31 protein-coding genes and 4 tRNA genes are annotated in these 25955 nt (G+C 72.3%); 13 read left to right on the plus strand and 22 right to left on the minus strand.

Annotated elements, in window-relative coordinates; translation table 11 throughout:
* Nucleotides 1–280: 280 nt before the first annotated feature.
* A complete protein-coding gene (locus DQ239_RS04685) occupies nucleotides 281–2962 on the minus strand; it encodes an EAL domain-containing protein (RefSeq protein WP_113833203.1) in 2682 nt (893 codons plus the stop codon).
* Nucleotides 2963–3270: 308 nt separating this feature from the next.
* Nucleotides 3271–3474 carry a hypothetical protein gene (locus DQ239_RS04690; protein ID WP_113833206.1) on the minus strand — a complete coding sequence of 68 codons (204 nt, stop codon included), beginning with the start codon at nucleotides 3472–3474 and terminating at the stop codon, nucleotides 3271–3273.
* Between the two features lie 310 nt (nucleotides 3475–3784).
* Between DQ239_RS04690 and DQ239_RS04695 the strand changes: the two genes are divergently transcribed.
* The 3 genes from DQ239_RS04695 (at nucleotide 3785) to DQ239_RS04705 (ending at nucleotide 5911) form a co-directional block, all read left to right on the plus strand.
* A complete protein-coding gene (locus DQ239_RS04695) occupies nucleotides 3785–4093 on the plus strand; it encodes a hypothetical protein (protein ID WP_113833208.1) in 309 nt (102 codons plus the stop codon).
* An 878-nt stretch (nucleotides 4094–4971) separates the two neighbouring features.
* Nucleotides 4972–5355 carry a hypothetical protein gene (locus DQ239_RS04700; RefSeq protein ID WP_113833210.1) on the plus strand — a complete coding sequence of 128 codons (384 nt, stop codon included), beginning with the start codon at nucleotides 4972–4974 and terminating at the stop codon, nucleotides 5353–5355.
* 145 nt (nucleotides 5356–5500) lie between these two features.
* The gene (locus DQ239_RS04705) at nucleotides 5501–5911 is read left to right on the plus strand and encodes a hypothetical protein (protein ID WP_113833212.1); all 411 of its coding nucleotides are present in this window, start codon (nucleotides 5501–5503) and stop codon (nucleotides 5909–5911) included.
* 199 nt (nucleotides 5912–6110) lie between these two features.
* On the opposite strand, the gene DQ239_RS04710 is transcribed toward DQ239_RS04705, so the two are convergent.
* Nucleotides 6111–6183, minus strand: a tRNA-Lys gene (locus tag DQ239_RS04710).
* A 216-nt stretch (nucleotides 6184–6399) separates the two neighbouring features.
* Between DQ239_RS04710 and DQ239_RS04715 the strand changes: the two genes are divergently transcribed.
* Nucleotides 6400–6771, plus strand: coding sequence for a hypothetical protein (locus tag DQ239_RS04715; RefSeq protein ID WP_113833214.1), 372 nt, complete (start codon nucleotides 6400–6402; stop codon nucleotides 6769–6771).
* A 21-nt stretch (nucleotides 6772–6792) separates the two neighbouring features.
* On the opposite strand, the gene DQ239_RS21145 is transcribed toward DQ239_RS04715, so the two are convergent.
* Entirely contained in the window at nucleotides 6793–6924 is a 132-nt protein-coding gene (locus tag DQ239_RS21145; protein WP_255411194.1) for a hypothetical protein, read from the minus strand.
* A 192-nt stretch (nucleotides 6925–7116) separates the two neighbouring features.
* A complete protein-coding gene (locus DQ239_RS04720; RefSeq protein ID WP_113833217.1) occupies nucleotides 7117–7998 on the minus strand; it encodes a Rieske (2Fe-2S) protein in 882 nt (293 codons plus the stop codon).
* A gap of 175 nt (nucleotides 7999–8173) precedes the next feature.
* Between DQ239_RS04720 and DQ239_RS04725 the strand changes: the two genes are divergently transcribed.
* The 6 genes from DQ239_RS04725 (at nucleotide 8174) to DQ239_RS04750 (ending at nucleotide 10913) form a co-directional block, all read left to right on the plus strand.
* Nucleotides 8174–8698 (plus strand): GtrA family protein, encoded by a 525-nt coding sequence (locus DQ239_RS04725; protein ID WP_233488749.1) that lies wholly within the window; start codon nucleotides 8174–8176, stop codon nucleotides 8696–8698.
* A 49-nt stretch (nucleotides 8699–8747) separates the two neighbouring features.
* Nucleotides 8748–10211, plus strand: a complete 1464-nt coding sequence (locus DQ239_RS04730) for a metallophosphoesterase (RefSeq protein ID WP_233488751.1) — start codon at nucleotides 8748–8750, stop codon at nucleotides 10209–10211.
* A 23-nt stretch (nucleotides 10212–10234) separates the two neighbouring features.
* Nucleotides 10235–10561: a hypothetical protein gene (locus tag DQ239_RS04735; protein ID WP_113833328.1), complete on the plus strand. Its 327-nt coding sequence runs from the start codon at nucleotides 10235–10237 to the stop codon at nucleotides 10559–10561.
* Nucleotides 10562–10650: 89 nt separating this feature from the next.
* Nucleotides 10651–10723, plus strand: a tRNA-Glu gene (locus tag DQ239_RS04740).
* 17 nt (nucleotides 10724–10740) lie between these two features.
* Nucleotides 10741–10817, plus strand: a tRNA-Asp gene (locus DQ239_RS04745).
* Nucleotides 10818–10839: 22 nt separating this feature from the next.
* Nucleotides 10840–10913: transfer RNA gene (locus tag DQ239_RS04750), tRNA-Phe, on the plus strand.
* Nucleotides 10914–11060: 147 nt separating this feature from the next.
* On the opposite strand, the gene DQ239_RS04755 is transcribed toward DQ239_RS04750, so the two are convergent.
* From DQ239_RS04755 to DQ239_RS04785, 7 genes are read right to left on the minus strand one after another with little or no spacing between them, the layout of a single operon-like run.
* Nucleotides 11061–11633 carry an alkaline shock response membrane anchor protein AmaP gene (locus tag DQ239_RS04755; RefSeq protein ID WP_113833221.1) on the minus strand — a complete coding sequence of 191 codons (573 nt, stop codon included), beginning with the start codon at nucleotides 11631–11633 and terminating at the stop codon, nucleotides 11061–11063.
* Nucleotides 11630–12157: a DUF6286 domain-containing protein gene (locus tag DQ239_RS04760; RefSeq protein ID WP_113833224.1), complete on the minus strand. Its 528-nt coding sequence runs from the start codon at nucleotides 12155–12157 to the stop codon at nucleotides 11630–11632. The genes DQ239_RS04755 and DQ239_RS04760 overlap by 4 nt, the downstream gene beginning before the upstream one ends.
* 34 nt (nucleotides 12158–12191) lie before the next feature.
* On the minus strand, nucleotides 12192–12638 hold the full coding sequence (locus tag DQ239_RS04765) for an Asp23/Gls24 family envelope stress response protein (protein WP_113833226.1): 447 nt from the start codon (nucleotides 12636–12638) through the stop codon (nucleotides 12192–12194).
* Complete coding sequence (locus tag DQ239_RS04770) at nucleotides 12635–12820, minus strand: hypothetical protein (RefSeq protein ID WP_113833228.1); 186 nt, start codon at nucleotides 12818–12820, stop codon at nucleotides 12635–12637. Before DQ239_RS04770 ends, DQ239_RS04765 begins: the two co-directional genes overlap by 4 nt.
* A 34-nt stretch (nucleotides 12821–12854) precedes the next feature.
* A complete protein-coding gene (locus DQ239_RS04775) occupies nucleotides 12855–13103 on the minus strand; it encodes a hypothetical protein (RefSeq protein WP_113833229.1) in 249 nt (82 codons plus the stop codon).
* 14 nt (nucleotides 13104–13117) lie between these two features.
* Nucleotides 13118–13462: a hypothetical protein gene (locus DQ239_RS04780; protein ID WP_113833230.1), complete on the minus strand. Its 345-nt coding sequence runs from the start codon at nucleotides 13460–13462 to the stop codon at nucleotides 13118–13120.
* Complete coding sequence (locus DQ239_RS04785; RefSeq protein WP_113833231.1) at nucleotides 13459–13911, minus strand: Asp23/Gls24 family envelope stress response protein; 453 nt, start codon at nucleotides 13909–13911, stop codon at nucleotides 13459–13461. Before DQ239_RS04785 ends, DQ239_RS04780 begins: the two co-directional genes overlap by 4 nt.
* Before the next feature lie 209 nt (nucleotides 13912–14120).
* On the opposite strand from DQ239_RS04785, the gene DQ239_RS04790 reads away from it, so the two are divergent.
* Nucleotides 14121–14642: a sigma-70 family RNA polymerase sigma factor gene (locus DQ239_RS04790; protein WP_158544783.1), complete on the plus strand. Its 522-nt coding sequence runs from the start codon at nucleotides 14121–14123 to the stop codon at nucleotides 14640–14642.
* A gap of 5 nt (nucleotides 14643–14647) precedes the next feature.
* Nucleotides 14648–15232 carry an Asp23/Gls24 family envelope stress response protein gene (locus tag DQ239_RS04795; protein WP_147251996.1) on the plus strand — a complete coding sequence of 195 codons (585 nt, stop codon included), beginning with the start codon at nucleotides 14648–14650 and terminating at the stop codon, nucleotides 15230–15232.
* Between the two features lie 16 nt (nucleotides 15233–15248).
* On the opposite strand, the gene DQ239_RS04800 is transcribed toward DQ239_RS04795, so the two are convergent.
* Together DQ239_RS04800 and DQ239_RS04805 are read right to left on the minus strand one after the other, a co-directional pair.
* Nucleotides 15249–16277: a glycosyltransferase gene (locus DQ239_RS04800; RefSeq protein ID WP_113833234.1), complete on the minus strand. Its 1029-nt coding sequence runs from the start codon at nucleotides 16275–16277 to the stop codon at nucleotides 15249–15251.
* A 167-nt stretch (nucleotides 16278–16444) separates the two neighbouring features.
* Nucleotides 16445–17131, minus strand: a complete 687-nt coding sequence (locus tag DQ239_RS04805; protein WP_113833235.1) for a phosphodiesterase — start codon at nucleotides 17129–17131, stop codon at nucleotides 16445–16447.
* Between the two features lie 230 nt (nucleotides 17132–17361).
* On the opposite strand from DQ239_RS04805, the gene DQ239_RS04810 reads away from it, so the two are divergent.
* Entirely contained in the window at nucleotides 17362–17577 is a 216-nt protein-coding gene (locus tag DQ239_RS04810; RefSeq protein ID WP_113833236.1) for a hypothetical protein, read from the plus strand.
* Nucleotides 17578–17638: 61 nt separating this feature from the next.
* On the opposite strand, the gene DQ239_RS04815 is transcribed toward DQ239_RS04810, so the two are convergent.
* From DQ239_RS04815 to DQ239_RS04845, 8 genes are all read right to left on the minus strand, one after another.
* Nucleotides 17639–18613 (minus strand): phosphotriesterase, encoded by a 975-nt coding sequence (locus DQ239_RS04815; protein ID WP_113833237.1) that lies wholly within the window; start codon nucleotides 18611–18613, stop codon nucleotides 17639–17641.
* Between the two features lie 94 nt (nucleotides 18614–18707).
* On the minus strand, nucleotides 18708–20180 hold the full coding sequence (gene mftG, locus DQ239_RS04820; RefSeq protein ID WP_233488753.1) for a mycofactocin system GMC family oxidoreductase MftG: 1473 nt from the start codon (nucleotides 20178–20180) through the stop codon (nucleotides 18708–18710).
* A 1-nt stretch (nucleotide 20181) separates the two neighbouring features.
* Nucleotides 20182–20718, minus strand: coding sequence for an AAA family ATPase (locus tag DQ239_RS04825; protein ID WP_113833239.1), 537 nt, complete (start codon nucleotides 20716–20718; stop codon nucleotides 20182–20184).
* Nucleotides 20711–21685 (minus strand): thymidylate synthase, encoded by a 975-nt coding sequence (locus DQ239_RS04830; RefSeq protein ID WP_113833240.1) that lies wholly within the window; start codon nucleotides 21683–21685, stop codon nucleotides 20711–20713. The genes DQ239_RS04825 and DQ239_RS04830 overlap by 8 nt, the downstream gene beginning before the upstream one ends.
* Nucleotides 21675–22601: a hypothetical protein gene (locus DQ239_RS20090; RefSeq protein WP_147251998.1), complete on the minus strand. Its 927-nt coding sequence runs from the start codon at nucleotides 22599–22601 to the stop codon at nucleotides 21675–21677. Before DQ239_RS20090 ends, DQ239_RS04830 begins: the two co-directional genes overlap by 11 nt.
* 19 nt (nucleotides 22602–22620) lie before the next feature.
* The gene (locus DQ239_RS04835) at nucleotides 22621–23478 is read right to left on the minus strand and encodes an HAD family hydrolase (protein WP_113833241.1); all 858 of its coding nucleotides are present in this window, start codon (nucleotides 23476–23478) and stop codon (nucleotides 22621–22623) included.
* Between the two features lie 273 nt (nucleotides 23479–23751).
* Entirely contained in the window at nucleotides 23752–25071 is a 1320-nt protein-coding gene (locus tag DQ239_RS04840) for an AMP-binding protein (RefSeq protein ID WP_233488755.1), read from the minus strand.
* Nucleotides 25068–25937, minus strand: coding sequence for an MBL fold metallo-hydrolase (locus DQ239_RS04845; protein ID WP_113833242.1), 870 nt, complete (start codon nucleotides 25935–25937; stop codon nucleotides 25068–25070). The genes DQ239_RS04840 and DQ239_RS04845 overlap by 4 nt, the downstream gene beginning before the upstream one ends.
* Between the last annotated feature and the right edge of the window lie 18 nt (nucleotides 25938–25955).

Genomic DNA, 25955 nt, shown 5'->3' on the forward strand with positions numbered 1-25955 from the left:
TCCATGGAGGTCCCGACCCCGGGGAAGTGAGGCGGGCACCGCGTCGCCGGCCGTGGCGGCGCGATGGAGGAACGGTAGGTGCTCGCGGCGCCGACACGACGCCGCGGCGGCGCGTTCCGGAGGCCGTGTGTCCGGATCGTTGCGGAGACCGCCGCGGGAGCCGGTGACCCGCCTCGGGCAGGGGTCACATGTCGACACGGCCCGCCGCCCGGAGCGTGCGCCCGCCCGGGAAGGCGGTGGTCAGGCCGGCGATCTCGGGCCGTGCGCGGCGCGTCGCCGGTCAGACGGTGCCGGCGGTCTCGGGCCGGCGCAGCAGCGCGCCGGCCGCGGTGGCCGGCATCGGCCGGTGCAGCAGGTAGCCCTGGGCCTGGTCGCAGTCCTGCGCCTCGAGCCAGGCCAGCTGGTCGGACTCCTCGACGCCCTCGGCCACCACGGTCAGCCCGAAGGTGTGCGCCGCCCGGATCATCAGCGCCACGAGCTCGCGGTGGGCGGGCTCGGTGGAGGCCACGAAGCTCCGGTCGATCTTCAGCGTGTCGACGGGCATGTGCCGCAGCTGGCCGATCGAGGTGTAGCCGGTGCCGAAGTCGTCGATGGCGATGCTCACGCCCAGGGCGCGCAGCTCGGTCAGGTGCTCGTAGGCGAGCGGGTCGTCGACCAGCACCGTCTCGGTGACCTCGAGGACGAGCAGCTCCGGGGGCAGCCCCGAGGAGGCCAGCGCGTCGGCGACGTCGGTGATCACCCGCGGGTCGGCCAGGTGGCGCCCGGAGATGTTCACCGCGATCGTCGGGTCCGGCTCACCCGGCGCGGCCGGCGACTCGGCCCGCCACTGCGCGAGCTGGCGGGTGGCGGCGTGCAGCATCCACCGGTCGACGTCGCCGATCAGGCGGGAGCCCTCGGCGACGGGGATGAACTGGTCCGGCGGGACGAACCCGACGCCCGGCCGCTCCCAGCGGATGAGCGCCTCGTACCCCGTGACCCGGCCGGTCGCGACGTCGACGACGGGCTGGTAGGCGACCTGCATCTCGCCGTCGGCCAGGCCGGAGGCGATCGCTGCCTCCAGCTCGGCGCGCTGGTTGAGCTGCAGGCGCAGGACCTCGTCGAACATCTCGGCGCGGCCCCGGCCGTGCGCCTTGGCGCGGTAGGCGGCGGTGTCGGCCTCGGCGAAGAGGGCGTCGGCGTCCGTGCCGCCGTCCCGGCTGACGGCCACCCCGATGCTGGCGCCGATCCGGACGCGGGTGCGACCGACCGCGATCGGCTCGCTGACCGTCGCGACCAGGCGGTGGGCCAGCTCGAGCAGGCCGTGCTCGTCGTCCACCTGCTCGACGAGCACCACGAACTCGTCGCCGCCGAGCCGGCAGACGACGTCCCCGGGGCGGACGCCGGAGGAGAGCCGGCGGGCGACCTGGCGCAGCACCTCGTCACCGGCGGCGTGCCCGTGCCCGTCGTTGACGGCCTTGAAGCCGTCGAGGTCGACGAAGAGCAGGCCGGTCATCTCACCGGAGCGCCGGCCGCGGTGCAGAGCCGCGGTCACCAGCGTGACGGCCTGGGCGCGGTTGGGCAGCTCGGTGAGCGCGTCGTGCGTGGCCTGGTGGGCCAGCGCGAACTGCAGCTCCTCGCGCTGGCGGACCGAGTGCACGATCTGCCGGACCGAGGCGTGCACGACCTCGCCGAGCGGGCCCGGCAGCGGCTGGTCGAGCAGGGCGTCGTCCAGGTCGCCGCGGGCGACGGCGTGGGCCTGGTCCTGGATGCGGCGCAGGCCGGCGACGGCGGAGCGGAGGGCGGCGGACACGGTGCGCACCTCGCGCGGGCCGGCCACCTCGACCTCCACCAGGGAGCCCTCGCTGATCTCGGTGGCCTGCCCGGCGAGCTGTCGGAGCGACCGCGCGACGCTGCGTCCGAGGACCACGGCGCCCACGAGGGATCCTGCGAGCAGGCCGGCACCCAGGATCAGGACCGCCTGCAGGGCACCGTGCGCGCGCTCGCGGTCCTGCGCCACGAGCTCCCGGCTCTCCTCGACGGCCGAGTCCACGAGTCCGGCCAGGGCGACGCCGCGCTCCTGCGTGCCCGTCATCACCTTCAGGACGTCCGCGATGATCCCGGCGGTCGGCCTCGTGTCGCTGCTGTCGGCGAAGCCTGCGGAGAACAGGGCGTCGACCTCCGCGACGGCCGGGGTCGCGTCGATCGCCTCCCACTGGGTGCGGAGCGAGGCCTGCGAGAGGTTCCGCATCTCGTTCCGGGCGTCGACGTAGTCGAGCCAGGCGGTCTGCCACGCGCCGCGCGCGCCGATGAGGCTGTCGTCGCTGGGGATGAAGAGCGAGCCGAGGTACAGCGGGGCCTGCCGGCTGGCGATCTGGGCCAGGTGTGCGACCGCTTGGACGTCCTGGATCGATCGCAGCGTGACGGCGGGCATGCCCTCGGACATCGAGGCCGCGGCCACCGACTCCTGGGCGGTCATGAGGTTGTTCGAGACCGCGAGAAAGCCGTAGTAGATCTTCTCGATGTCGAGCTCGTCGAGGGCGTCCGGGGCCCGCAGCTCGGCGAGGTCCGCGGTTGCCTGCCGCGCCGTCTCGACCGCGATGGAGCCGGCCTGGATGCGGGTCAGGGCGTCGTCGATCACCCCGCGGATCTCCACTGCCTGCTCCGCCGCGCTGGCACGCTGCGCGTCGAGCACTTGCTGCGGAACGTGGAGGCTGGCCAGGACCTCCGGGCTCTCCATCGCGCGGACCGACAACATCGGGAGGATCTCCTGCTCCACCCCCCGCCGGGCGACGTCGAGCAGCGCGAGGGTGCGCACGGCCGACTCGGCGCGCTCGGCGCCGGCCGCCTCGGCGGCGCGGGCCTGCGCGGCCGTGGTGGCGAGCACGGCCACGCCGATCAGGGGCAGCAGCACGAGGGCCGTGAGGTACCGCCACAGGGGCGCACCGCGTCGCCGGCCCTGCTCGGTCGTCCGGAGGAATCGCACGGTTGCGTATCGGGAGCTTTCGCCGGCTCCTTGAGCGGGCGTTTCCCCCGTGCTGGGGACACGGCGCCGGTGGTCGACAGGAAGCTGCCAGCTCGCCGGTCAGGAACTGTCAGACCCTCGCGCGAGGCTTCCGGTACACCGCAGCACCGAGGAGAGTTGGTTCCGAGATGCCCGTACGTCCCGACCGGTCAGCGATCGTCCACCCGCCCGTGTCCGCCCCACGTCTGCCGGGGCGGCTGCGCATCCGCCGGGCGCTCGTGGTCCCGCCGGCGCCGGGCAGCTCGCGCGACTGACCTCCCGCGCCGGCGTCAGCGGGAGTTCTGCTGCCGGCGCGCCACCACCACGAGCACGATCATCACGAGCGCCAGCGGCGCCCAGCCCGGCAGGCCGAACTGCCCCAGGAGCAGCTCGGCGACGAACAACAGCAGCTGGAAGCCGACGAAGATGCCGACGAAGAGCACCAGGATGAACAGCACCGGGCTCTCCGCCTGGAGGCGGCGAAGGTAGTTCATCGGTCTCTCCTCGATCCGGGCCGTGACGAGCGGGGTGCCCCGCGTCCCGAGCTTCGGCCGCGCACCGGGGCGATTCAAGCCGTACGCGCGACGCTCCCCCCACTATGGGCCACCGAGCGGCCCGCGCGCCGCTCCCGCGGCCGTCGGCCTCGACGACGGGCGTCGCGCGCGGCCGTCGACGCAGGGTGCGGACACGCCGGGGCCGCCCCCTCGCGCGGCGCGAACCCATCCGGCGCCGCGCCGTCGGACTAGCGTCGGCCGCCCGTCCGGCGAGCCCGCCGGGCGGGCCCGGACGGATGCGGAGTTCGTCATGACTTACGGGCTGGTCGTGGATTCCCCGGGACCGATAGAGTTCTACGACGCCTTGCACGCCGAGGTGAAACACCGGAGCGCGGGTACCGCCGACGGCCTGCTGCTGCACGTCGGCAGGGCCACGACCGGTGGCTTCCAGATGCTGGAGATCTGGGAGTCCAAGGAGAAGTTCGAGCGCTTCTTCGGTGAGGTCGTGCTCCCCGCGATGGAGGCGGTTTCGGGCGACCGTGCGCCGGCGAGCCAGCCGGTGATGGAGGAGTTCGAACCGCGCGGCCTGGTCGTCCCGAGCGCGGTCATCGCCGTCTGACCGTCCGCGGTGGCTGTTCCCCGACCTTGTGCCGGGTCAGCGCGGGTGGGCCCCGTGGGGATCGAACCCACAACCCGCGGATCGTCGTCGTCCAGGACGCGCGTCGGTCGTCAGCCCGAGCCCGAGCAAGACGACGTGGGCGAGCCAGATGACCATGACCACAGCCATGTACGCCCTGGCCAGGCGTTCGGACAGGTGTCACTCCTCGGTGGGAGGCGCTGGGCGCGGGACCGCTGACAGCCGGCCTCTTCCTACCTGTCGCGCTTCCGACGTCTGTTGTGCCTCACCCCGAGGACAACGAGCGTCACCCAGGCGATCACGAAGAGGACCTGCGCCCACACCGGCCACTCCGGGCCACCACTCGGGATCGGCGCAGACAGCACGCTGGTCATCTGGCTTTCCAACCGCCCAGCTCCACCCCACGCCTCGAAAGTCCAGCGTGTGACGCCCCCTACCACCACGCGAGCCATGCTCAGCCGACAAGATCATTGGAGCAACTTGGCAGTGGTTCCGCCCTGAGCAGGCCGGGTCAGCCTCCTGTCCGTGGATCCGCCTTCAGGGTCATAGGTGACGGCGCACCAACCCGCAAGGCGGCTCCCGTCCTCTGATCCGAGCCCCCGGACTCCACACCTGGATCGACGTCTACGAGTGAACATGCTGGTCGGAGTCTTGCGCGGTGGGCCCCGTGGGGATCGAACCCACAACCCACGGATTAGTTGGCAGGGGCTCACGCGCTTTCACGCTGAGCACTGACCGTGCTGGTCAGCTCCGGGAAGTGTCACTCGCGGCTCATCGAGACTCACGGCGACTCCCGCTGAAAGTGAGGGGTTTTCGATGGGCTGCAACGCCTTGGCCGATAGGCGGGAAAGACTTCGCGCATGAGCGCGGTCTTCGTCTTCGACACCAGCGGTGACATGAACGTGTTCGCATCCGAGGACCACGCTGCTGGATGGATGGAGGCCATCGACGTCGACGACGGCGAGTACGCGGCCGCCTACCTCCACGACGGCACTGTGATCGAGCTTGGGACCGCAGATGAGCGGGTCATCCTGCGACGGACGAACCGGAAAGACCTGCCCGCACTGATGGCTGGTCTGCGCGCTCACCAACGCGCTGTCGGCGGTCCGGAGGAAGTGGGCGACCTGGTGGCCTTCGCCAACGACATCCTGCGGATGGAGTGGGAAGGTCGCTGGCCACGTCCGCCTCGCTGGTTGAAGCGGTGGTTCCCGGGCAAGGGGCCGCCGCAGGTTGCGGAGACATGACCCTCTGCGCAGGAGTGCTCCATGCGGTTCCGCCTCGCGGGTGCCTGCACGACCTGTAGCGCATGTGGCCATCACTGGTACCGCTGTCCCTGAACGGCCCACTATGGGACACCCCAGTCCGGGGCTGACCTGGAACAATGCAGAGGTGCAGATGGACGACCCGGTCTGGCAGATGCTTGAGAGGCCACGTGCCCTCTCGCAGGCGGAGTGCCGGGTCATTGCGCGACTAGCGACTGCCGTCGATGAGCCGTTGTTGCACCGCCAGGCGGCCTCAGCCACCGTGGCGGCGGTGTGCCGCTGCGGGTGCTCCTCGATTCGTTTGAACTCTGATGAGCAGCCCATCCCCGAGCCTCGGGTCGTGGAGTTGTCCCAGGACGACCGCCCGGACTACTTCCAAGTGAACGGTTTCGGCCACACCCCGGACTTGCTCGACGTGCAGGTGGTCCTGCATGTCATCCAGGGCCGCGTCTACGAGCTTGAGGTCTTCGCCGGGGAAGAAGGCGTCGCGGTTTCACTTGCCAGCCTGTCTGATCTGGCCGACGTCACTGTGGACTGAGCGGGCCCTCAGGGTGTCCCTGAAGCCGCCTTCAGGGACATGAGTGGCGGCGCACCTAACCCGCAAGACAGGCTCTCGTCCTCTGATCCGAGCCCGCCCCGAGAAGCAAAGTGAGGGGTTTGTGAGGGATCAGCCCCCGGACTCCACACCTAGATCGGCCCCTGGCTGACGAAACATGCTGGTCAGGTGCCGTGTTACGTGGGCCCCGTGGGGATCGAACCCACAACCCGCGGATTAAAAGTCCGCTGCTCTGCCAGTTGAGCTAGAGGCCCCGGTAGGTGCAGAAGCCTCCGGAGGCCCCACGGACACCGCCGTGAGACATCTGCGGCCCTGCGCCCCGCTGCGAGGCTAGCGCGTCGCCCGAGCCGCCGACCGGTCGATACGCCGCCGGCCCCACCCGCCGTCGGCGCTCCCCCACCAGGCAGGACGCGGCCCGCGCGGGGATCGAGCACGCCCTCGGACCCGGCGGCGAGGCCTAGCGTCTGCGCATGGTCCTCGGACTGCTCCAACTGGTGCTGGTCCTCGCCGTCCTCTGGATCCTCGGGATCCTCGGCTGGACGATCTGGACCGCCGTGCGCCCGCGTGACCCCGGGTCGACCCTGCCCGGCCGGCAGCGCGCCGAGCTCGCCGCCGCTGTGGCCCGAGCGCGCTGGGTGCCGGCCCACGACGAGGTCGACGGCACCACCCGGGTGCTCGTGCGCCGGACCTACACCGGGCTGGACGGTCTGCCGGCGGTGCTCGACGAGCGGGTGCTGGAGACCTTCCCGGCGCAGGACCCGGCCTGGGAGGCCCGGTTCACCGAGGCGATGGCCGCCGCGCGGTACCGCTGCACCTATTTGAACGCCGAGGAGTCGCCGTGACGCCGTCCCCGGTAGGGCGGCTCACAGCACGTCGAAGGCCACGAGCAGGAGCAGGGTGAGCAGGGCGGAGACGGCGAGCGAGCCGAGGCAGCCCAGACGGCTGGAGAAGAGGAAGAACACCGGCGGGCCGTGCCCGCCGAGCCGGCCCGCCAACCGCGGACGGCCGCGGGCGCGTGCTTTCCGTCACCTCGGCGTCCGCGTTACACCCGTTCAGGGGATCGCCCCGGTCGGTCCCGGTTACATACAGTCATCAACGTCCCGCCCGGGCTGCACGCACGGGTGGCCACGAACCCCGGCCCGGCCGACCCGTTCCCCCCGGGCCGGCCGGGCCGGCTTCTTCCCGGCTCAGCGGTGCCGGCTGGGCACCCGCGCCATCACGCGCCCGGCCTGCATCCGGACCTCGAGCTTCTCCTGCGGGTTCGCGGCCGGCCCGCGCCGCGGCTCCCCGTTGTCCAAGTCGAACGCCGAGCCGTGCCACGGGCAGACCAGGCACTGCGAACCGCGCACGTCCTCGACCGTCCCCTCGTGCAACGGGCCGGACAGGTGCGAGCAAGCCCCGACGAAGACGTCGACCCGAGCGCCGCGCCGCACCACCGCGAGCGGGACGTCGGCCGAGCCGCCCGTGCCGGTGCGCAGCGCCGGTCGGCCCTCCGGGAAGTCGTCCAGCGGGCCGAGGTCCAGCCAGTCCGTCGACAGGGCGCGGACCGCCGCCGCGGCGTGCGAGGCCCCGGACGACTGCGCGTACGACATGTGGCCGCCGATCGCCGCGGAGCCACCGGCGAGGGCCAGCCCGCTGTAGGACAGCACCCGCCCGAGCGCGCCCCGGTCCTTGCCCCGCGCCGCGAGCGAGCCCACGTACAGCGCGAGGGCGGCGGAGTTGAGGACGGCGTGCAGCGCCCCGAGCCGGCGCACGCCGGTGCCCTGCTCCGACCAGTCGGCCGCCCCGGACGCCGCGGCCGGCACGGCTGCGGCCACCCCGACACCGATGAGGGTCGTGGCCGCCGGCCGCATCCTGGGGACGGCGTCGAGCAGGCCTGCGGAGACCCAGCTGCCCACCGGCACCTGCACCAGGACCGGGTGCAGCGGGTGGCCGAGCCACGTGCCGTGGAGGAGGTCCTTGACCACCGGCGGCCTGAGGGCGCCCAGCACCGCGCGGCGGGCCGGCTCGATCACCTTGTCGAACGTCGCGACGTCCGCGACCCGGTCGAGGAACCCCATGAGACTCATCGCCGTCCTCTACCCGCGACGCCCGGTGACGACTCCCGGTCACGAGGTGGTCTCGTCCGGGTGCTTTTCAGCCACATCCAAGCGTTCCGCCAGCAGTGACGGGCATGCTGACCGGTGACGACGCGTTGTCAGGTACGACTGCTGACCCCGCACCACCTGCGCCAGAAGGATTCCCGTGACCCGCCAGACCCTGTTGCGCCGCTGTGCCCCGGGCCGCGACGCCGTGGGCGTGCCGGTCGAGGGGATCGCCACCCCGCCCTCCCCGTGGACCGAACGCCTGCTCCACCGGCTGCGGCAGGACGACACCCTGGCCCAGTTCACCCGGTTCCTGCTGGTCGGCGGCTCGACCACGCTCGTCTACGCGCTGCTCTTCATCCCCTTCCGGGGGCTGGGCTACCTGGCCGCACACCTCATCGCGACCGTCGCGTCCACGGTGCTGGCCAACGAGATGCACCGCCGCCTGACCTTCCACGCCGAGGACCGGGTGGGCTGGTTCACCGCACAGGTGGAGGCCAGCACCGTCGCCGCGCTCGGCCTGCTGGCGACCAGCGCCACCCTGGGCTGGATCAACACGACGGCGGCCGAGGACGAGGTCTGGTTGCAGATCACCGCCGTGGTGACCGTGACGGCGATCATCGGCCTGTTGCGCTTCATCGCGCTGCGCTGGATCTTCCGCCGGCCTGCCCTGTCCGAGGGCTGACCGGCCGCTGTCCCGGGCCGGCGCCTCGCTGCGTCACTAGCCTGGGCGGGTGGAGCAGCCGCAGGACGTCGCGTCGCCGTGGCGGCGCAGAGGACGGATGGCCGGCCGCTGGGCGGCGAGGGTCGCGCTGGCGCTCGCCGGCGCGCTGATCGCCGTCCTCCTGTTCGCGCGCATCTCCGCACCCATCGGCCCCTTCGACGCCACGCTCTCGATCCGCCCGGGCTCCGGCGGCGCCGAGGTCGCCGTCCCCCCGCTGGGCTCGCTGGCCGCCGACGTCTTCGACGGGCCCCTGCGCCTGGACGTCGAGCTACAGCGCGTGGACCAGTCGCGCGCCGAGGCGCTGGCCGAGGACCCGGTCCGCCTCGCCGGCGTCGTCGACCGGGTCACCGCGGACCTGCAGGACGCCGTGGTGAAGCTGGTGGTCATCACCGTGCTCGCGGCACTGGGCGGCGCGGCCCTGGTGTCCTGGGTGGTGCTGCGGCGGCGGCGCGAGCCGGCCATCGCCGCCGGCCTCGCCGGAGCGCTGCTGCTGGGCATCGGGGGCGTCGGGGCCACCACCTGGCGGCCCGAGGCGCTGTCCAGTCCCACGTACACCGGGCTGCTGGTCAACGCCAACAGCCTCATCGGCAGCGCCCAGGACCTCGTCGCCCGGTTCGACGCCTACCGCGCCTCCCTGACCGATCTCGTCGCGAACGTCGGCTCGCTGTACAGCACGTTGTCCGCGCTGCCGGCCCCCGGCGCGGACGACGACACCGTCACGCTGCTGCACGTCTCCGACCTCCACCTGAACCCGGCCGGCTTCGACCTCGTGCGGCAGGTGACCGAACAGTTCCAGGTGGACGGCGTGCTCGACACCGGCGACATCGTCGACTGGGGCAGCCCGGTGGAGAACCGGGTGGTCACCGACGTCGGCGCCCTGGACGTGCCGTACGTCTTCATCCGCGGCAACCACGACTCGGCGGTGACCGCCGACCGGATGGCGGCGCTGCCCAACGTCACCGTGCTCGACGACTCGCAGGTCGAGATCGCCGGGCTGTCCGTCGTCGGCGCGCCGGACCCCCGGTTCACACCCGACAAGAGCACCGGGGACGACGACGCCGGGCCCGAGGTGCTGACCCGCTCGGGCGAGCGGCTGGCCGACCTCGTCGAATCGCTGGACGAGCCGCCGGACGTCGCCCTCGTGCACGACCCCCGGCAGGCGCCCCCGCTGGACGGGCTCACCCCGGTGGTCCTCGCCGGCCACACGCACGACCGCGACGTCTCCGAGCTCGACGACGGCACCCTGCTCATGGTGCAGGGGTCGACCGGCGGAGCAGGACTGCGCGCGCTGGAGGGCGAGTACCCCGAGCCGCTGACCTGCACGGTGCTCTACTTCTCGGCCTCCACCGGGCGGCTGCAGGCCTACGACGACATCACCCTCGGCGGTCTGGGCGAGTCCGAGGTGACCATCGAGCGCACCGTCGTCCCCCCGGCGGGAGACGACGGCGGTACCCCGGCCAGCCCACCCGGATGACCGCGCGCCTCTACCCTCGGACCATGTCCGCGACGAACTCCCGCTCCCGCCTCGCCGCCGGCCTGTTCGCCTGCGGGCTGGGTCTCCTGACCGGCTGCACCTTCGGCTCGGAGAACGTGCAGTGCTCCCCCAGCTCGTGCACCGTGACCCTCGAGGGCACCGACGCGCAGGTCGAGGTCCTGGGCACCACGCTGACCTTCTCCGGCACCCAGGACGGCCGGGCCTCGCTCGGCGTCGCCGGCGCCAACGTCTCCTGCGCCGAGGGCGAGAGCGTCACGGCGGGTCCGCTGGACCTGGAGTGCACGTCGGTCACGGAGGACGCCGTGGAGCTCACCGCCTCGCTCGGCTGAGGACGGCGCGGGGGAGCGGCACGGTCGATGCCCCTGTGCGGAGGGCGCTCCGGCGGCATGTATTGTTTCCCCTGCCCCCGGCAGAACGAGCCCTCATCGTCTAGTGGTCCAGGACGCCGCCCTTTCAAGGCGGTAGCACGGGTTCGAACCCCGTTGGGGGCACAGCATCACCACAGCAAGGCCCTGTAGCGCAGTTGGTTAGCGCGCCGCCCTGTCACGGCGGAGGTCGCGGGTTCGAGTCCCGTCAGGGTCGCCACCCGGTGCGCGAGCACCGGGAGGGGCAGGTAGCTCAGTCGGTACGAGCGCTCGCCTGAAAAGTGAGAGGTCGGCGGTTCGACCCCGCCCCTGCCCACCCTCTTCTCTTCCCCGCCGCCGGATCCCGGCCGCGGGTCCTCCCGCGCCGCTCTGCCTCAGCAGCAGGCCGCTACGACCGCCCCGTGACGCCGATCGCCGCAGCGGGGCGGCCCGCTGCGGCGATCGGAAGTGCTTGACGCGTCGGTCAGCGCAGGCCGCGCCCGCCCGACCGGCTCGCGCTGGGCCGCAGCTCCACGTCGACGAGCAGGTCCGGGTCGTCGACGGCCTGGCGCGTGTGGGCGACCACGCGGTCCTCCACCGCCGAGCGCACCTCGGCGATGTCCGCGTACTCGGCCAGGTCCACGTCCAGCACCAGCCGCCGTCCCCGCCGGTCCAGCAGGTGGGCCGACGCACTCACGACCCCGCGGAGCTTCTCGGTCTCGGACTGCACGGCCTCGGTCAGCGCGCCGCCGCGGACGGAGGTCACGCCGTCCCGGTCGTCCGTGGTGAGATCCAGCCGGCCGACCCGGTCGGTGGCGAGCTGGGCCAGCAGCCAGCGGAGCGCGAGCAGCGCGATGAGCAGGCAGACGCCCGCGACCGCCCACCAGAACCAGGGCTGGTCCGAGGCGACGTCGCGCAGCTCCTGCGGCACGAGCGGTCGCTCGCCCTGCCCGAAGGCACCGAAGCTGTAGGCCAGGCCCAGACCTCCCGCGGCCAGCAGGAGCAGGCCCAGCAGCGTGAGCACCGTGCGGTTGACGCCGTTGACGCGAGAGCTCATCGGGACCTCTCCTGGGAGACGGTGATGCGGGGGCGCAGGACGCCGGACAGGCCCAGCTCCTCGAGCCGCTCGGTGACACCGGCGGTGATCGGCTGCCGCACGTCGCCGGACCGGACGCCGGTCGTCGCGGCCACCTTGACGGTGCGCCGTCCGACCTTCGCCCGGGCGCTGCGCACGCCGTCCACGCGGCGGGCGGAGGTGGCGATCGAGCGCTCGATGCCCCGGCGCGAGGCGGTCACCGAGACGCCGTCGCTGCGCTCCGGCAGCGGGATCGACCCCGGCTTGCCCCGGCGCAGCCCGACCACCAGCAGCAGGAGGCCGGCGAGCACCAGGCCGATCAGCACGGCGCGGACGACACCTGCGGTGAAGGACTCCCCGGTCAGCGTCTCGCTCCACTCCTGGTGCGGGACCAGCCACGGCGGCCGGTCGAGGCCGGCCAGCACGATCTCGACGACCGCGAGCAGCCCGCCGAGGAACAGCGCCAGCGCGACGAGCGCGGCGAGGACCCGGTTCAGCACGGTCACGTGCGCTCCTCTGGTCTTGGGGTGGGGGCGGTGGTCACTGGACGCGCCGCCGTGCCGACGGAGGGGCGCTCAGGCTCACCACGTCGATGTCGACGTGGGCGACCCGCACGCCGGTGATGCGCTCGACGTCGTCGCGGACCTGGCGCCGCAACCGGTCGGCGACCGTGCGCACCGAGGCGGGCCAGCCGACGGCGACCGAGGCCGCCACGGTGGCGACGTGCCCGTCGACGCGGGCGTCGACCGAGGCCGCGCGGTCGTCCCGGCTCTCCCCCACCGAGACGCCCAGCACCCGGCGGGGTGCGGCGCTCGCACCCTCGACGAGGGTGACGGCGTGGCCGGCGACGCGCTCGACGACCCGGTCGGCGACGGTCAGGCTGCCCCGCTCGGCGGGGTCACCGAGGGCAGGGAGACCCGGGCCGTCGGTGGGCGTCCCGGTGTCGGGCGAGGACGGTTCCGGTGCGACGTCGACGGCGGTGCTCATCGAGAGCCGCGGCCGCCGCCGCCGAGGTAGGTGGTGAGGTCGAGCTGGCCGGCGGCGACCTTGCCGACGACGAAGCCGACGGCGCCCAGCAGGGCGGTGCCGAGGAAGGCGTCGAAACCGGCGACGACCCAGGCGATGCCCAGCAGGAGGCCGGTGAACAGACCGATGACGGACAGGGGCATGGGGTCCTCCAGGACCGAGGGGGGACGGATCAGGTCAGTGCACGCGCGGGGGGCGCCGGCGGCGCCGGTACCAGGCGGTCAGCCGCCCGAGGCCGCGCGGCCGCCGGACGAAGCGGACCTCGTCGCCGAGGCGGGTGGGCGTCGCCGGAGGGCGACGCCTACCCGTCCCGAGCTCGGCCGCCACCCGGATGAAGTCCACGGCGTTCCCGCCGAGGTCCGGGTGGTGGGCCTTGAGGACCTGCCGGCGTCGGCGGCGCTCCTCGCGACCGGGGTCTGGGGTCACCGGACGCCGCCGGCTCAGGCCGGTGCCGCGGGCGGCAGTGCGGGCGGTTCCTCGGCGAGCCGTTGCAGGTCGGCGACGTGCACGTCGACGCGCCGTCCGCCGGCCAGGGGCGCGACCGCGCTGCGCACCTGGTCGGCGAGCAGCACGACCGGGATGCCCTGCCGGCCGACGACGGACACGGCGATGCGGTCGTCGTCGACGCGCACGCCGTCGACCCGGCGTCCCGGCAGGTAGGTCACCGTCCGGTGCAGCAGCCCGCCGGGGTGCAGCGCGGCCACGGCCGGGCACCGCAGCACGGCCGCAGCGACCGCGTCAGCGGTGGTGGCCTCGACCGTCACCGGGCTGGGCGACCCGCTCATCGGACCCGCGCAGGCTCCTGCTGGCCCTCGTCCTCCGTGGGCAGGTGGATGTCGTTGACCGAGATGTTCACCTCGGTCACCTGCAGGCCGGTCATCCCCTCGACCGAGGAGATGACGTTGCGGCGCACGGAGCGGGCCACGTCGGCGATCGGGGCGCCGTACTCGGTCACCAGGTCCAGGTCGACGGCGGCCTGCCGCTCGCCCACCTCGACCGAGACGCCCTGGCCGATGGACTGCGACGCGCCCGGGATGCGCTCGCGGAGGGCACCCAGCGTGCGGGCGGCGCCGCCACCGAGGGCGTACACACCGGACACCTCGCGGGCGGCGAGACCGGCGATCTTCTGGACGACGTCCTGGGCGATCGTGGTCGTGCCCTGGCTGCTCTGCAGACCGGAGGGGGCGGCGGTGGCGACGGCGCTCGAGGAGGCGGTGCCGGAGGACTCAGTCACGGTTTGGACCTTCTTCTGCTCGGGGATTTTTCGGCCACGGGTCGCGAGCCCGGGGGGTTCCCGGCTCTTCAGCGGCCCACACTCCAGTTGGACACCACGGAAGCGGGAGGGTTACCGCAGATGGCCGAGAACTTTGCGTCCCTCCCCGTTCACACCGCGTGACCCGCCCCGCGGGCGGAAGCAGCCGGGATCCCCTGGAGGCCGCTCGGGTGGACCTGGCGCGCCGGGGGGACGAGGACGCCTTCGCCGCGCTCGTCCGCACGCACCAGGACCAGCTGTACCGGGTCGCGCTGCGCATGACGGGCAACCCCTCGGACGCGCAGGACGTCGTCCAGGAGACCTTCCTCCAGGCGTGGCAGCACCTGCCCGGCTTCCGCGGTGAGTCCGGGTTCTCCACCTGGGTGACCCGCATCCTGATCAACCGGTGTCACAACGCGCGCCGGGCACAGGACCCGGTCGTCCCGCTGTCCGAGCAGGACGAGTCCGCTGCCGGGATGCCCCGGTCCCCGGGCGCCGAGACCCTGGCGATGACGGCCCAGAGCCGCGACGCCGTGCGGCGCGCACTGCTGGAGCTGCCGCTGGAGCAGCGGGCACCGCTGGTCCTCACCACCTTCGCGGGATACACACACGCCGAGACAGGGCGCATCCTCGGTATCAGCGAGGGGACGGCCAAGGTCCGCGCCCACCGTGCCCGCCGAGCGCTCGCGACCCTGCTGGAGGACTGGAGGTGACCGGCATGAGCAACCCCGCCACGACGCGCGACGAGCGGCTGCCGTGCGGCGCGCACTCCGCGGACCTGCTCGCCCAGGTGGTCGACGGCGCGGCCCCCCGGGACCCGGAGCACCAGGCGCACTGCCCGCACTGCCGCGCCACCCTGGCCTACCTCACCGAGCTGTGGGCCCCGGTCCTCGACGTCGCCGCGGAGGACGTGCGCGCGCCCGCGGGGCTGCTGCAGGCCGTGATGTCCGAGGTGCGCGTGCTCGCCCGCGCCGGATGGTCGGCCGTGCTGCGCGAGGAGGGTGGGCAGACCCGGATCGCCGCCCGGGTCGTCGGGGCGGTCGCCCGCCTGGCGGCGGAATCGGTCCCCTCCGTGAGCCTGGCCCTCGGCGGCGGGCGGATCGCCACCACGGACGTCGGCCTGGCGGGGGACCGGGTGGTCGTGGACGTGCAGATCGCCGTCGACTTCGGGGTGTCGGTGCACCGCGTCGCCCAGCAGGTCCGCGACCGGATCGCCGCGCACCTGCACGCCCAGACGGGCCTGACCACGACCGAGGTCAACGTCGTCGTGGTCGACGTCCGGCTCCCGCCCGGCACGGCCTGATCCGGGCCCGCCGCCGTCAGACCCAGCTGCGGTCGGCCGCCACCTGGGCGTAGACCTCGGCGTGCACCCGCCGGACCGCCTCCGCCTGCTCTTCGCGCCAGCCGCGATCGGCCGGCCGCGGCATCGGGCTGGTGAGCGCCACGGACACCGCCGCGGTGAGCGACACCGGGTCCAGGCCGTCGACCTCGTCGTTGGCGTACGTGACCACCTCCGACCACTGGTCGGCGAAGAACCCGCAGCTCGGCGCCACCACCCGGGTGCCGACGTCCCGGCACACCTCGACGTCCCGGGAGTGCGTGCCGCACCGCTCCGGCAGGACCGCCACGTGCAACTGCTGCAGCTGGGCGGCCAGGTCTTCGCGCCGGTGCACGACCAGTTCCAGCTCGCCGTGCTCGGCCATCGCGCGCACGCCCGGGTCGATGTCGGACCCCACCCGGGCCAGCACCCGCAGGCGCCCGCCGCCGGAGACCGCCCCGGACGCCGCGGCCCGCGCGACCGCCGCCGGGTCCGGCACGGCCGGGGACGCCGGACCGAGCGGCACGCCGACGAGGCCCCGCTCGGCGCCCAGCTCCGGGTCCGGCACCGCCATCGAGGGGTGGGCGAGGACGATCGCGGTCCGTCCGTAGCGCTCGGCGATCTCGTCCGCGGCCGACGGGGTGAGGGTCAGCACCACCTCCGCCGTCCCGAGGACCGCCCGCAGGTGGGCGTCGTGTCGGCTCCGGGTGCCCTGGCCGGCGTCGCGCAGCTGGTGCACCGTGACGACCAGCGGGACGCCGAGGCGCCGCACGGTCTCCGCCCAGCGCTCGATCTCCCGGACGCCCAGGTGCCCGTAGCCGGAGTGCAGGTGCAGCACGTCGACCTCTCCGGCGTGCGCCACGAGGAACTCCTCGTCCAGCCAGCGGCTGGGCTCCTGCTCCGGCCCCACGCGCACCGCGCCCGGGGGCAGGACGGCGTCGACGTACCGGTCGCTGAACGGCACGCTGGCCACGCGGAGCGGGGCCGGCTCCCCGGGGACGGGCTCGCCCCGGGACGGGTCGACGGACATCACTGGCTGGGTTCTGCTCCTCGTGCGGTCGAGCACGGCGTCGCTCGGTGAGCTCGACGCGGGGCCCCGGTCAGATGGTTCCGTCGGGGGCGGCTTCTCTCCCTACCCTGCCAAAGCGCAGCCAACCCGTGCTCGACTCCATCGGGTGATCGACCGGATCCGGGCGGTCAGCGGCGGTCCCGGGCCTCCTGCGCCGCGGCGTAGGCCGGTGCACGGAACCGGGCGAGCGGGCCGTCGGCCACCAGGCCCGGCGGCGGGTGGCGCACCGCGTCGAACCGAAGGTCCGGGTCCAGGGGCTGCGCGGGCTCGCCGACGACGAGCCGGCCGAAGGGCGCCCAGTCGCCGAGCCCGCGCGCGGCGGCGAGCACGAAGACCAGCGGCCGTCGGCGCACGGCGGTGGCCAGGGGTGCGGGGTCGGAGGGCACCCCGTGGCCTTCGGGGAGCGCCGCCAGCCGGATCGGCCCGGCCGTCGAGCGGTAGGCCATGATCGAGCAGTAGACCGAGGCGGCGTCGCGCCGGAGCACGGGGACCACGCGGGTGAGCGCTCCGCGGCCGGTCGTGGACAGCAGCAGGTCGACCGGCCGCCCCTCCCCGCCGTCGAGGCGGACGGCCAGGCCGAGCAAGTCGGGCAGCGGCGCCGGCAGGCCCGCGCCGCGGGAGAGCCGGACGACGACGTCGTGCCGGCCGGTCCCGTCGAGGAAGGGCACGCCCCACGGGCGGTCGCTCCCGTGCCGCTCCAGGACCGCGTCGAGCACCGCCCCCCGCGGGTGCATGGGCTTGCCGTTGCGCCACCGGGCCAGCGCGGCCAGCGGCGCGGCCACCACCCGGCCCGCCGCACGGGGCAGATCTGCCACGTCGTCGCTCCCCTCGCCGCGCCGTCCCTACCCGGGCCGGCGGGGACCACGCGGCCCCGTCGCGCGGGAACGACCGGTCCGCCGGGCGCTTGTTGCCCACGTCGGTGTGACAGACGGGACGAACTCCCAGGCCAGGAGGCGAATTCTGCGGATCGGGCCGGTCAGGTTCGGCGCATTCTGACCGCCGCGTCCCGGTGACACGAACCGATCCGGCCCACTACTTTCTGTGCATGCTCTCGACGCTCCTCGTTCTCTGCGCCGTCTTCGTGGGGCTGCTCGTCCTGCTGGCCCTCATCGTCAGCCTCAGCGCCCGGCCGGCCACGGTGGCCCGGTCGTCGGCCACCGGACGCACCGAGCCGTGGGTCGCCCAGGCGGGCCGGCCGCACCCCGACGCGTGGGCGCCGCTGAACACCACCACGACCAGCGAGCTCCCCGCCGCCCGCTGAGGAACGGCCTCCCGCTGAGGAACGGCCTCCCCGCCGGCGGCGAGGAGGCCGTTCGGCCCCGTCACGTCTCGAAGTAGCGCCGCGGGTTGGCCACCAGCATCGTCTCGATCTGGTCGTCGGTGACGCCGTGCTCGCGCAGGTACGGCAGCACCTCCTCGTGGATGTGCGTGTAGTTCCACTGCGGCATCAGCGCCATGACCTGCGGATCGATCCAGTCGATGTAGCACGAGGCGTCCTGCGAGAGCACCATCCGCTCGGCGTAGCCCCGCCGGCACATCTCCACCACGGTGTCGGCCCGCGCCTCGAACGTGGTCGCGAGGTTGATGCCGAACCGGTCCATGCCCAGCACGAAGCCGGCGTCGGCCAGCGCGCTGAGGTGGTCGACGTCGGCGCTGTCCCCGCTGTGCCCCAGCACGACGCGGCCCGGATCGACGCCCTCCTCGCCGAACACCCGCTGGACGTCCAGCCCGGTCCGGTTGCCCGGGTGGGTGTGCACGGTGATCGGCGCGCCCGTCCGCTGGTGCGCCTTCGCCACGGCGCGCATCACACGTTCGACCCCCGGCGTGAGTCCCGGCTCGTCGATCGCGCACTTGAGGAACGCCGCGCGCACCCCGGTGCCGGCGATGCCCTCGGTGATGTCGCGCACGAACATGTCGACCATCGGGTCGGGGACCTCGGCGCCGACCGCGGCGTTCAGGGCCGGGCCGCGGTGGTGGAAGAAGAACGGGACGTCGTCGTAGGTGTAGCAGCCGGTGGCGACCACGATGTTGAGGTCGATCTGCTCGGCGATGCGCTGGATGCGCGGGATGTAGCGGCCCAGCCCGATGACGGTCGGGTCGACGATCGTCCGCACCCCCACGGCCGAGAGCGCGGTGAGCTTCCCGACCGCGTCGGCGACCCGCTCGTCCTCGCTCCCCCACTCCTCGGGGTAGTTCTGCTGTACGTCCGCAGTGAGCGTGAAGACGTGCTCGTGCATGAGCGTCTGGCCGAGCTCGGCGGTGTCGACGGGGCCTCGGACGGTCTGGACCTGCGGCACTGTTCCTCCTGACGGGACGGGCGCGGTCGGTGACCGCCCTCACATCGCAGGTGATCATGCCGCGACCGATCGCGCGGCCGACCACCGCCTCCGGTCAGGCGCCGGCGAGCTCAGCGGCGCGCTCGCCGACCATCACCGCCGTCGCCGCCGTCCCGCGGCTCGGCACCCACGGCAGCACCGAGGTGTCGACGACGCGCAGGCCCGTCACCCCGCGGACCCGCAGGTGCTGGTCCACGACGGCATTCGGATCGCTGTCCGGGCCCATCGGCGCGGTGCCCGAGAGGTGCACGGCGGTGCCGACGCGGGCGGCGATCCAGCGGTCCAGCGCGCCGTCGTCCTCGAGCACCGCGGCGGACAGCCCGGCCGCGAGCTCAGCGGTCCCGGCGACGGCGTCCGTGCCCAGCAGCGCGGCCGCCAGCCGCACGCCGGCACGCAGCCCCCGCCGGTCGGCGTCCTCCCCCAGGTACCGGTACGCCAGCCGCGGCGGTCCGGCCGGGTCACCGGGGTCCAGGCGGAGCCGGCCGCGCGCGAGCGGGTTCTGCAGGCCCACCCCGACCATCGGCTCGGCGTCGCCGGCGAACGGCCGCAGCCAGGGCAGCACCTCGACCTCCCCGCCGTCGACGGGTGCGTGCAGGACGCCGTGCAGCGGCCCGTCGGGCGCGGGCAGCCCGGCCGCGGACCGGTAGGGGACGTAGACGATCGGGTGGTCGCTGAAGGCCGCCCCCACCCCGGGCAGGTCGGCGACGACGCCGATGCCCGCCGCCGCCAGCTCGGCGGCCGGCCCGAGCCCGGAGGCCAGGAGCAGCTGCGCCGAGCCCACCGCCCCCGCGCTCAGCACCACCTCGCCGGCCCGCACCGGCCCCTCGTCGGTGAGCACGCCGACGGCCCGCCCCCGCTCGACCAGCACGCGGCGCACCGCCACGCCGCCGCGGACGGTCAGCCCCGGCCGGTCCCGCCGTGGAGCGAGGTAGGCCATGGCGGCGTTGACCCGCACGCCGTCCCGGACGTTGAACGGGATGGGCCCGTGACCGGGTTCGGCGTCGCCGTTCTTGTCCGGCTCCGCCGGGAACCCGAGCTCCGCGGCGGCAGCGGCGAAGGCGCCGGCCAGGACCGGGCAGCCGGCGGGGCGGCGCACCGGCACCGGTCCGTCCGCGCCGTGCCCGGGCAGGTCGCCGTAGTCGGCGTCGGCCTCCGACCGGCGGAAGGCCGGCAGCACCGCGTCGGAGCCCCAGAGCGGGTTGCCGGCGGCCGCCCAGCCGTCGAGGTCGCGGCGCGTGGCACGGATCCAGACGGCGGCGTTCAGGGCGCTGGAGCCGCCGGCGATCCGGCCCCGCGGCACCCGCACCGAGCGGCCGGGGACGACCTCGGCGGCCAGGTCCCAGTTGGCCGGGTGGCCGGGCGCGGTCGCCGCCAGGCTGGTCGCGTCCCGGATCTCGGCCGGCCAGTCCGCCGCCGTCGCGGGCACCCGGCCGGCCTCCAGCAGCAGGACGGTGCGGCCCGCGTCGGCCAGCCGGGCGGCCAGCGCGCACCCCGCCGTGCCGGCGCCGACCACCACGACGTCGGGCATTTCAGACAGCCAAGTTGTTCAGCAGTGCTTGCATTCGGTCTGCACACTCTGCCAAGCCACCTGAGTTCTCCAAGACTAAAAGTGGGACACGGAGACGCTTGGCGGTCGCAATTGCAAGTTCTCTGTAGGTTGCAGTGGAGAGACCGGGAACGAGCCCCGTCGAACCCAAACGACCCTCGGCCTCGATCAGCACGATGGCGGATGGATCGAGCGATTCCAGGATTCCAGCTGGGAAGCCAGGCACAAGCCCCTCAGGGCCCTTCACCTGTAGATGCGCTACTACTAGGATGCGTGAAGCGCTAGCCGAAGCGAACGACTCCACAGCGGCCGCCTGAAGTTGAGCGCGGATCGGCGCAGGAAGCATAGGTAGAGCCGCATATCCGCTAATGATTCCCATGTCTGTCGCTAGCTCCGCCATCCGACGGCCAACTTCTACGACGAGGACCTCAGGATCACGTGCGGCAAGCTCCGCGCTGACCGTCGATTTGCCCGACCCCGGCATGCCGGTCACAAGCACAATTCGCGAGAGTTCACCCACCGGGCGCCAGCTCGTCGGGCCAGGACTGAGGGTCCGTGGATGCAGTGGACAGCCGCCTCAGACCGGCTTCAACCAAGATCCTTTTGCAGACATCAATGAGCGGCCACGCCTCTTCTGCCATCAGAATCCGCTTCAGCTCAGCGGTGTTGCCAACCTGAATGGCACGGCGAGTTTCGGCCTCGACTCCGATCAACCGCCTGATGCATGCGCGCGCGCCCGGCCCGCGCGGAAAGTTGGGAAACTCAAGGGTTTGGACCGCTTCGTGCATAACGCGCTGCGCTAGGTCGACTTCCGCCTGGTAGATATGCAAGGTTCCCGAAAAGTGGACATATTCTCCTACCTTGAGATTCAGCATGCCAGCAATGGCGCTATGTATGCCCCTGAACAAGAACAAATCATAGGGAAGGACGGTAAGGGCGTGCTGGGCCCTCATGACGGTCAGAAAGTGCAGCTCCTCGCCCCGACGAAACAACTGGATTCCGCTCGCACAAGGGTACTCTCGAGACGTATTAACGTTATCTTCCGGGATTGCAATGGGCAACCAGGTTCGCCGGGAGGCTGGATCCTCACTGAGCCGTCCAAGCACGGAGGAAAGCTGGCCATCAGGTCCCCCTAGTTTCAGGAGTCGCCGCCCAAAGGCCCCACAAAGGATGCCGGCGTCGTCCGCGAAGTTTCGTGCTCCTGACCGGTAGAACTCCAACGAGCCGACGTCCTGTCGACCGTCGAGAGACCACGCAAGGAGTCCAATACAGTAAGGTGCGCTAATCTGCACTGAAGCAGGCTGAAGAAGCGCAAGCGGGCTCTCCTTCACGTCAAGAGACTGGGCGAGTACCTCAAGGCTTGGCCGATCCCCAATTCCGAAGTTGGAGGCGATCGAAAGGGGATCCCGGACCGACTCGACTGCCGACCCCTCAAGCACGCTGGCTAGCGCCTGGCGGTAGGCCTGTGCGTCGCTCCTAGGCGCCATCGCCGCTTCCCTTCGACCCACCAACGGCTTTGAACACTGCCACCAGAGCTGCTATCGAAACAGCAACCATAGACAGACATACCACGCCTATGATCATCCATACAATCCACGACTCGACGCTTGACGACGAGTCGAGCGCCCCTGGGACCGTTTCGATCAGAAACGCTGATATGGCGGCAAGAATCGTGGAACTCACAAGATAGACGCCGAACGAGACTAGCGCGTTAGACGCATTTTGCACGCGAGACACCGTTTCGTTTACGGCCGCTACCCGCTGCTCGAGGCCTGCAAGTTTTGTTCGCACGGACAAGACACTCTGAAAGTATGCGAGGCCTGTGCCGCCACCTGTGTCGGTGAAGAGTCGGTCCTTTAGCGCATCGAATCCTTCACTCGACACCTCTCGCCTCTCCGCATTGGCGACCTCAAACAGCTGCAACACCGCAATACTGTCGGTACCTGGGCGAAGACTAACCGAGTCCGAGCCAACGTTCGCGACGAGGAAGTTCAGACGCGTGTCGTCTGCAGGAGCCCACACGCCATTAGGAAGCCGCTCCCGCCCATATCCTGGGTCGACAGCTAGACCGGTCAGAATCATGAGTCCACGTGCTAGAAGACTGAACTTGGCGCCAAGATTGCCAGCGATGTCCCAATCGAGGCTGACTCGCTCCATTGTGGAGAACAGGGCAGTCTCACCTGGAGCGAGGATCACTTCCGTATGCCGGTGGACGCCCCGTTCATAAACTACGTGTCCACCAGGCGCGGGCACAACCATGAGGTCGGTGGCGATCCTGAGGTCGTAGCCGGCGCCACGCACGTTCTCGTGAGACCAGCTCCCCAGGCGGAAGATCCGTTCGCCTGGATCCGTAAGGGCGGTCTTCAATCGCTCCCCGGCGAGCAACCCCTGTCTGGTGAACACTCCGGCACTATGCCAGAGTTCACGTTCTCACATCAACAAGGCCGTCAAGCTCCGTCGAGAGAAAGATCTGGCGAAGGAACTCGACGACACCGTCGTGATCGTTCGATAGCGTCCTTAGTGAAACGCTGGAAAGAATAGATGGGTGAGCGTTAGCAACGGCGACCCCCAAGCCACTTGCTGTCAACAAGTCCAGATCGTTCGGCATATCACCGAAGGCGACAACGTCGCGAAGTGGGATGTGTCGGCTCGAGCTCCACCAGTTAACAGCATCCAATTTGCTCGCTGCCACCGCACCGAACTCGATTAGCCCGTAGGCCGACGACGTAGCAAACGGCCGAAGGTGCGAAGGAACCTCGCTCACACTCGTCCATGCTCCTAGAACCATCAGGCACATGGTCGGATACTCCGGCACCTCGTCAGCCGCGAGTGGCCAGAGGGAAGCTTGGCCGGGAACCGAGAGAAATTGCCGCGGCCATTCGGGATCGACTATACGACCGGCTACCGTATCGAAAGCCAGTTTTGCTTCCGGGTGACGCAGTCGGATTTCCGCAACGATGGTGCGCAACCGCGGTCCGGGCAGATAAGCGACTCTAGAGAACCTTTTGGCCTGAACATCATACCCGACAGCACCATTGGAGCAGATCAAGTAACTGACAAAAGGCATGTCAGCCAGGAGATGACGCGCTGCCCGATATGGTCTGGCGGTCGCCAGAACGACGTCCACGCCCAGCCGGTGTACTTGCTTAAGGACCTCTGCCGAGTTTTGGGAAAGTCGCCCATCGGAATGCAGCAAAGTGCCATCTAGGTCTGAAACGACGCATCGGGGCCGTCCTGAATCGGCCGTCAACCTGGCGACGATTGACGGGTCCGTATTCACGGCACCCTCCTGTGCATGCCGTCACCGTAGACCGACCGCCCTGTGGAACACATGTTGACGACACGCCGCTGACCGACCCACGGGAGGGCTGCGTCTGTGGACTTCTTCTTGAGGAAACCAACAGGCATGCGCCCCTCCCTGTGGGCTGCACAGGCGCGCCCCTGTGGACAGTCTTTTTCCAATCGAACGTTTGTTCGGACCAGTATGTCCCTGTCAGATATCCCGGTCAACCAGCAGAGGTGCGACCGGGGCCGGGTGGGGCCGGGGCATCGCTCAGGCCCCGTCAAGCCCGAGCACGCCGGGCAGGTCCAGCCGGCGCACCTTCCCGGTGGAGGTGCGGGGCAGCTCGGCCACCGGGTGCAGCGCCTTGGGGCGCTTGGCCGCCGCCAGCCGCTCGCGGGCCCAGCCGGCCAGCTCCCCGGCCTCGGCCTCACCCACGTAGGCGGCGACCACCCGCTGGCCCCACTCGGCGTCGGGCACGCCGAACACCGCGCTCTCGACCACGCCGGGGTGCGCATCGAGCACCGCCTCGACCTCGGCCGGGTAGACGTTCACGCCGCCGGAGATCACCAGGTCCTCGCGGCGCCCGTCGAGCCAGACCACGCCGTCGTCGTCGACGCGCCCGAGGTCGCCGACGGTCACCCGGTCCCCGCGCCAGGCCGCCGCCGTCTTCTCCGGCGCCCGCCAGTACTCGAACCGCGCCCAGCGGGGCACCGCGCACCACAGCTGGCCGCGCTCGTCGGTCTCCAGGCGCCGCCCCGGCCGGGCCCGGCCGACGCTGCCCGGGTGGGCCAGCCAGTCCTCCGGCGAGCAGACGGTGAACTGCGCCTCGGTGGAGCCGTAGAACTCCCACACGCTGCCCTCCGGGAGCGCCTGCAGCACCGCGCGCTTGAGCGGCTCGGGGCAGGGCGCGCCGGCGTGCACCAGCCGGCGGAACGACGACCAGTCGACGCCGTCCTGCGCGAGCAGGCGCTGCAGGTGCGTGGGCACGCAGAAGGTCGTGGTCGGCCGCAGCTCGGTGATGGCGCCGGCGGCACGGGCCACGTCGAACGGCCCCGGGAGCAACACCTCACCCCCGGCCAGCAGGGTGTGGATCGCGAACCGGAGCGGTGCGCTGTGGTGCAGCGGCGAGAGCACGAGGTGCCGGTCCTCGCGGTGGAAGCCCCAGAGGTCGATCTCCTCCGCGGCCAGCGCCCGCGCGTCGTCGTCGGCCAGGACACCGGACCACACGCCCTTGCGGCGCCCCGTCGTCCCGGACGTGTAGTGCATGGGGCGGGCCAGCGGCACGTCGGCGAGCTCGGCCTCCGCGGTGCCGGTCAGCAGCCGGGCGGGGTGGTCGGCGACGTCGAGGGCGGGATCGGCGTCCGCGGCGAGGGCCGCGCGCTCCGCGGCCGGCAGGCCGGGATCCAGGACGACGGGGACGACGCCGGTGCGCAGCGCGCCCAGCACGACGGCGAGCAGGGCCGGTGACGCCGCGGCCGAGACGAGCAGCCGGTCCCCGCGACGGACCCCGGCGTCGGCGAGGGCCGCGGCCGCCCGGCGCTGGTCCCGCTCGCTCGCAGCCGCCCCGACCACGGGCACGGGACCGCTCACGCCGGGCGCACCGTTCCGTCGGCGGCCTCGGTGACCCTGCCCTCCGCCCGGAGCTTGTCCAGGGTGGCCCGCGTCGACTGGGCGGCGGCGAACCACACCTCGCGCGGCACGTCGGCGTAGATGTCGGCCACCAGCTCGTCGACCGTCGTCGCACCGCCCTGCAGCGCGGCCAGCACCTGCCCCTCCCGGTAGGCCCGGTGGGCGAGGTAGTAGTCGAGCACCGCGCCGACGTCCTCGGTGAGCTCGGGCCCGTGACCGCAGTAGAGCGCGGCCGGACCGAGGTCGCGCACCCGGCGCAGCGACTCGAGGTAGGCCACCACGTCGCCCTCCGGATGGGTCACCACCGACGTCCCGCGGCCCAGCACGTGGTCGCCCACGAGCACCGCACCGGACTCGACGCGGAAGGCGAGGTGGTCCGAGCAGTGCCCCGGCGTCGGGACGACGTCGACCGTGGTGCCGGCCAGCTGCAGCCGGTCGCCGCCGCTGAGCACGCGTCCGCCCGGACCCGCCACGTCACCGCTGCCCGCCATCACCTGGGCGCCGAACCGGGCTCCCCAGGGCAGCGCGGCCTCGGCGTGGTCGCCGTGGTGATGGGTGACCAGCACCGCCGCGCACCGGGCGCCGCGCGCGGCCAGGGCGGCCTCCACCGCGTCCAGGTGGGCGGGGTCGTCGGGGCCGGGGTCGACCAGCACCGCCGCACCGCTGCCGGGCGCCCCGACGAGGTAGCTGTTCGTGCCGTCGAGGGTCATGCCGGACGGGTTGGGCGCCAGCACCCGGGTGACCAGCGGCTCGAGGTCCGCCGTCCGCGGCATCGCGCCGAACGCCGGGAGCTGCCAGGTGCCACGCGGATCGACGGGTGCGGTCACGCGGGGCACGCTAGCCCC

Origin of the sequence: Blastococcus sp. TF02-09, from assembly GCF_003319105.1 — a bacterium.
Taxonomy (GTDB): Bacteria; Actinomycetota; Actinomycetes; order Mycobacteriales; family Geodermatophilaceae; genus Blastococcus.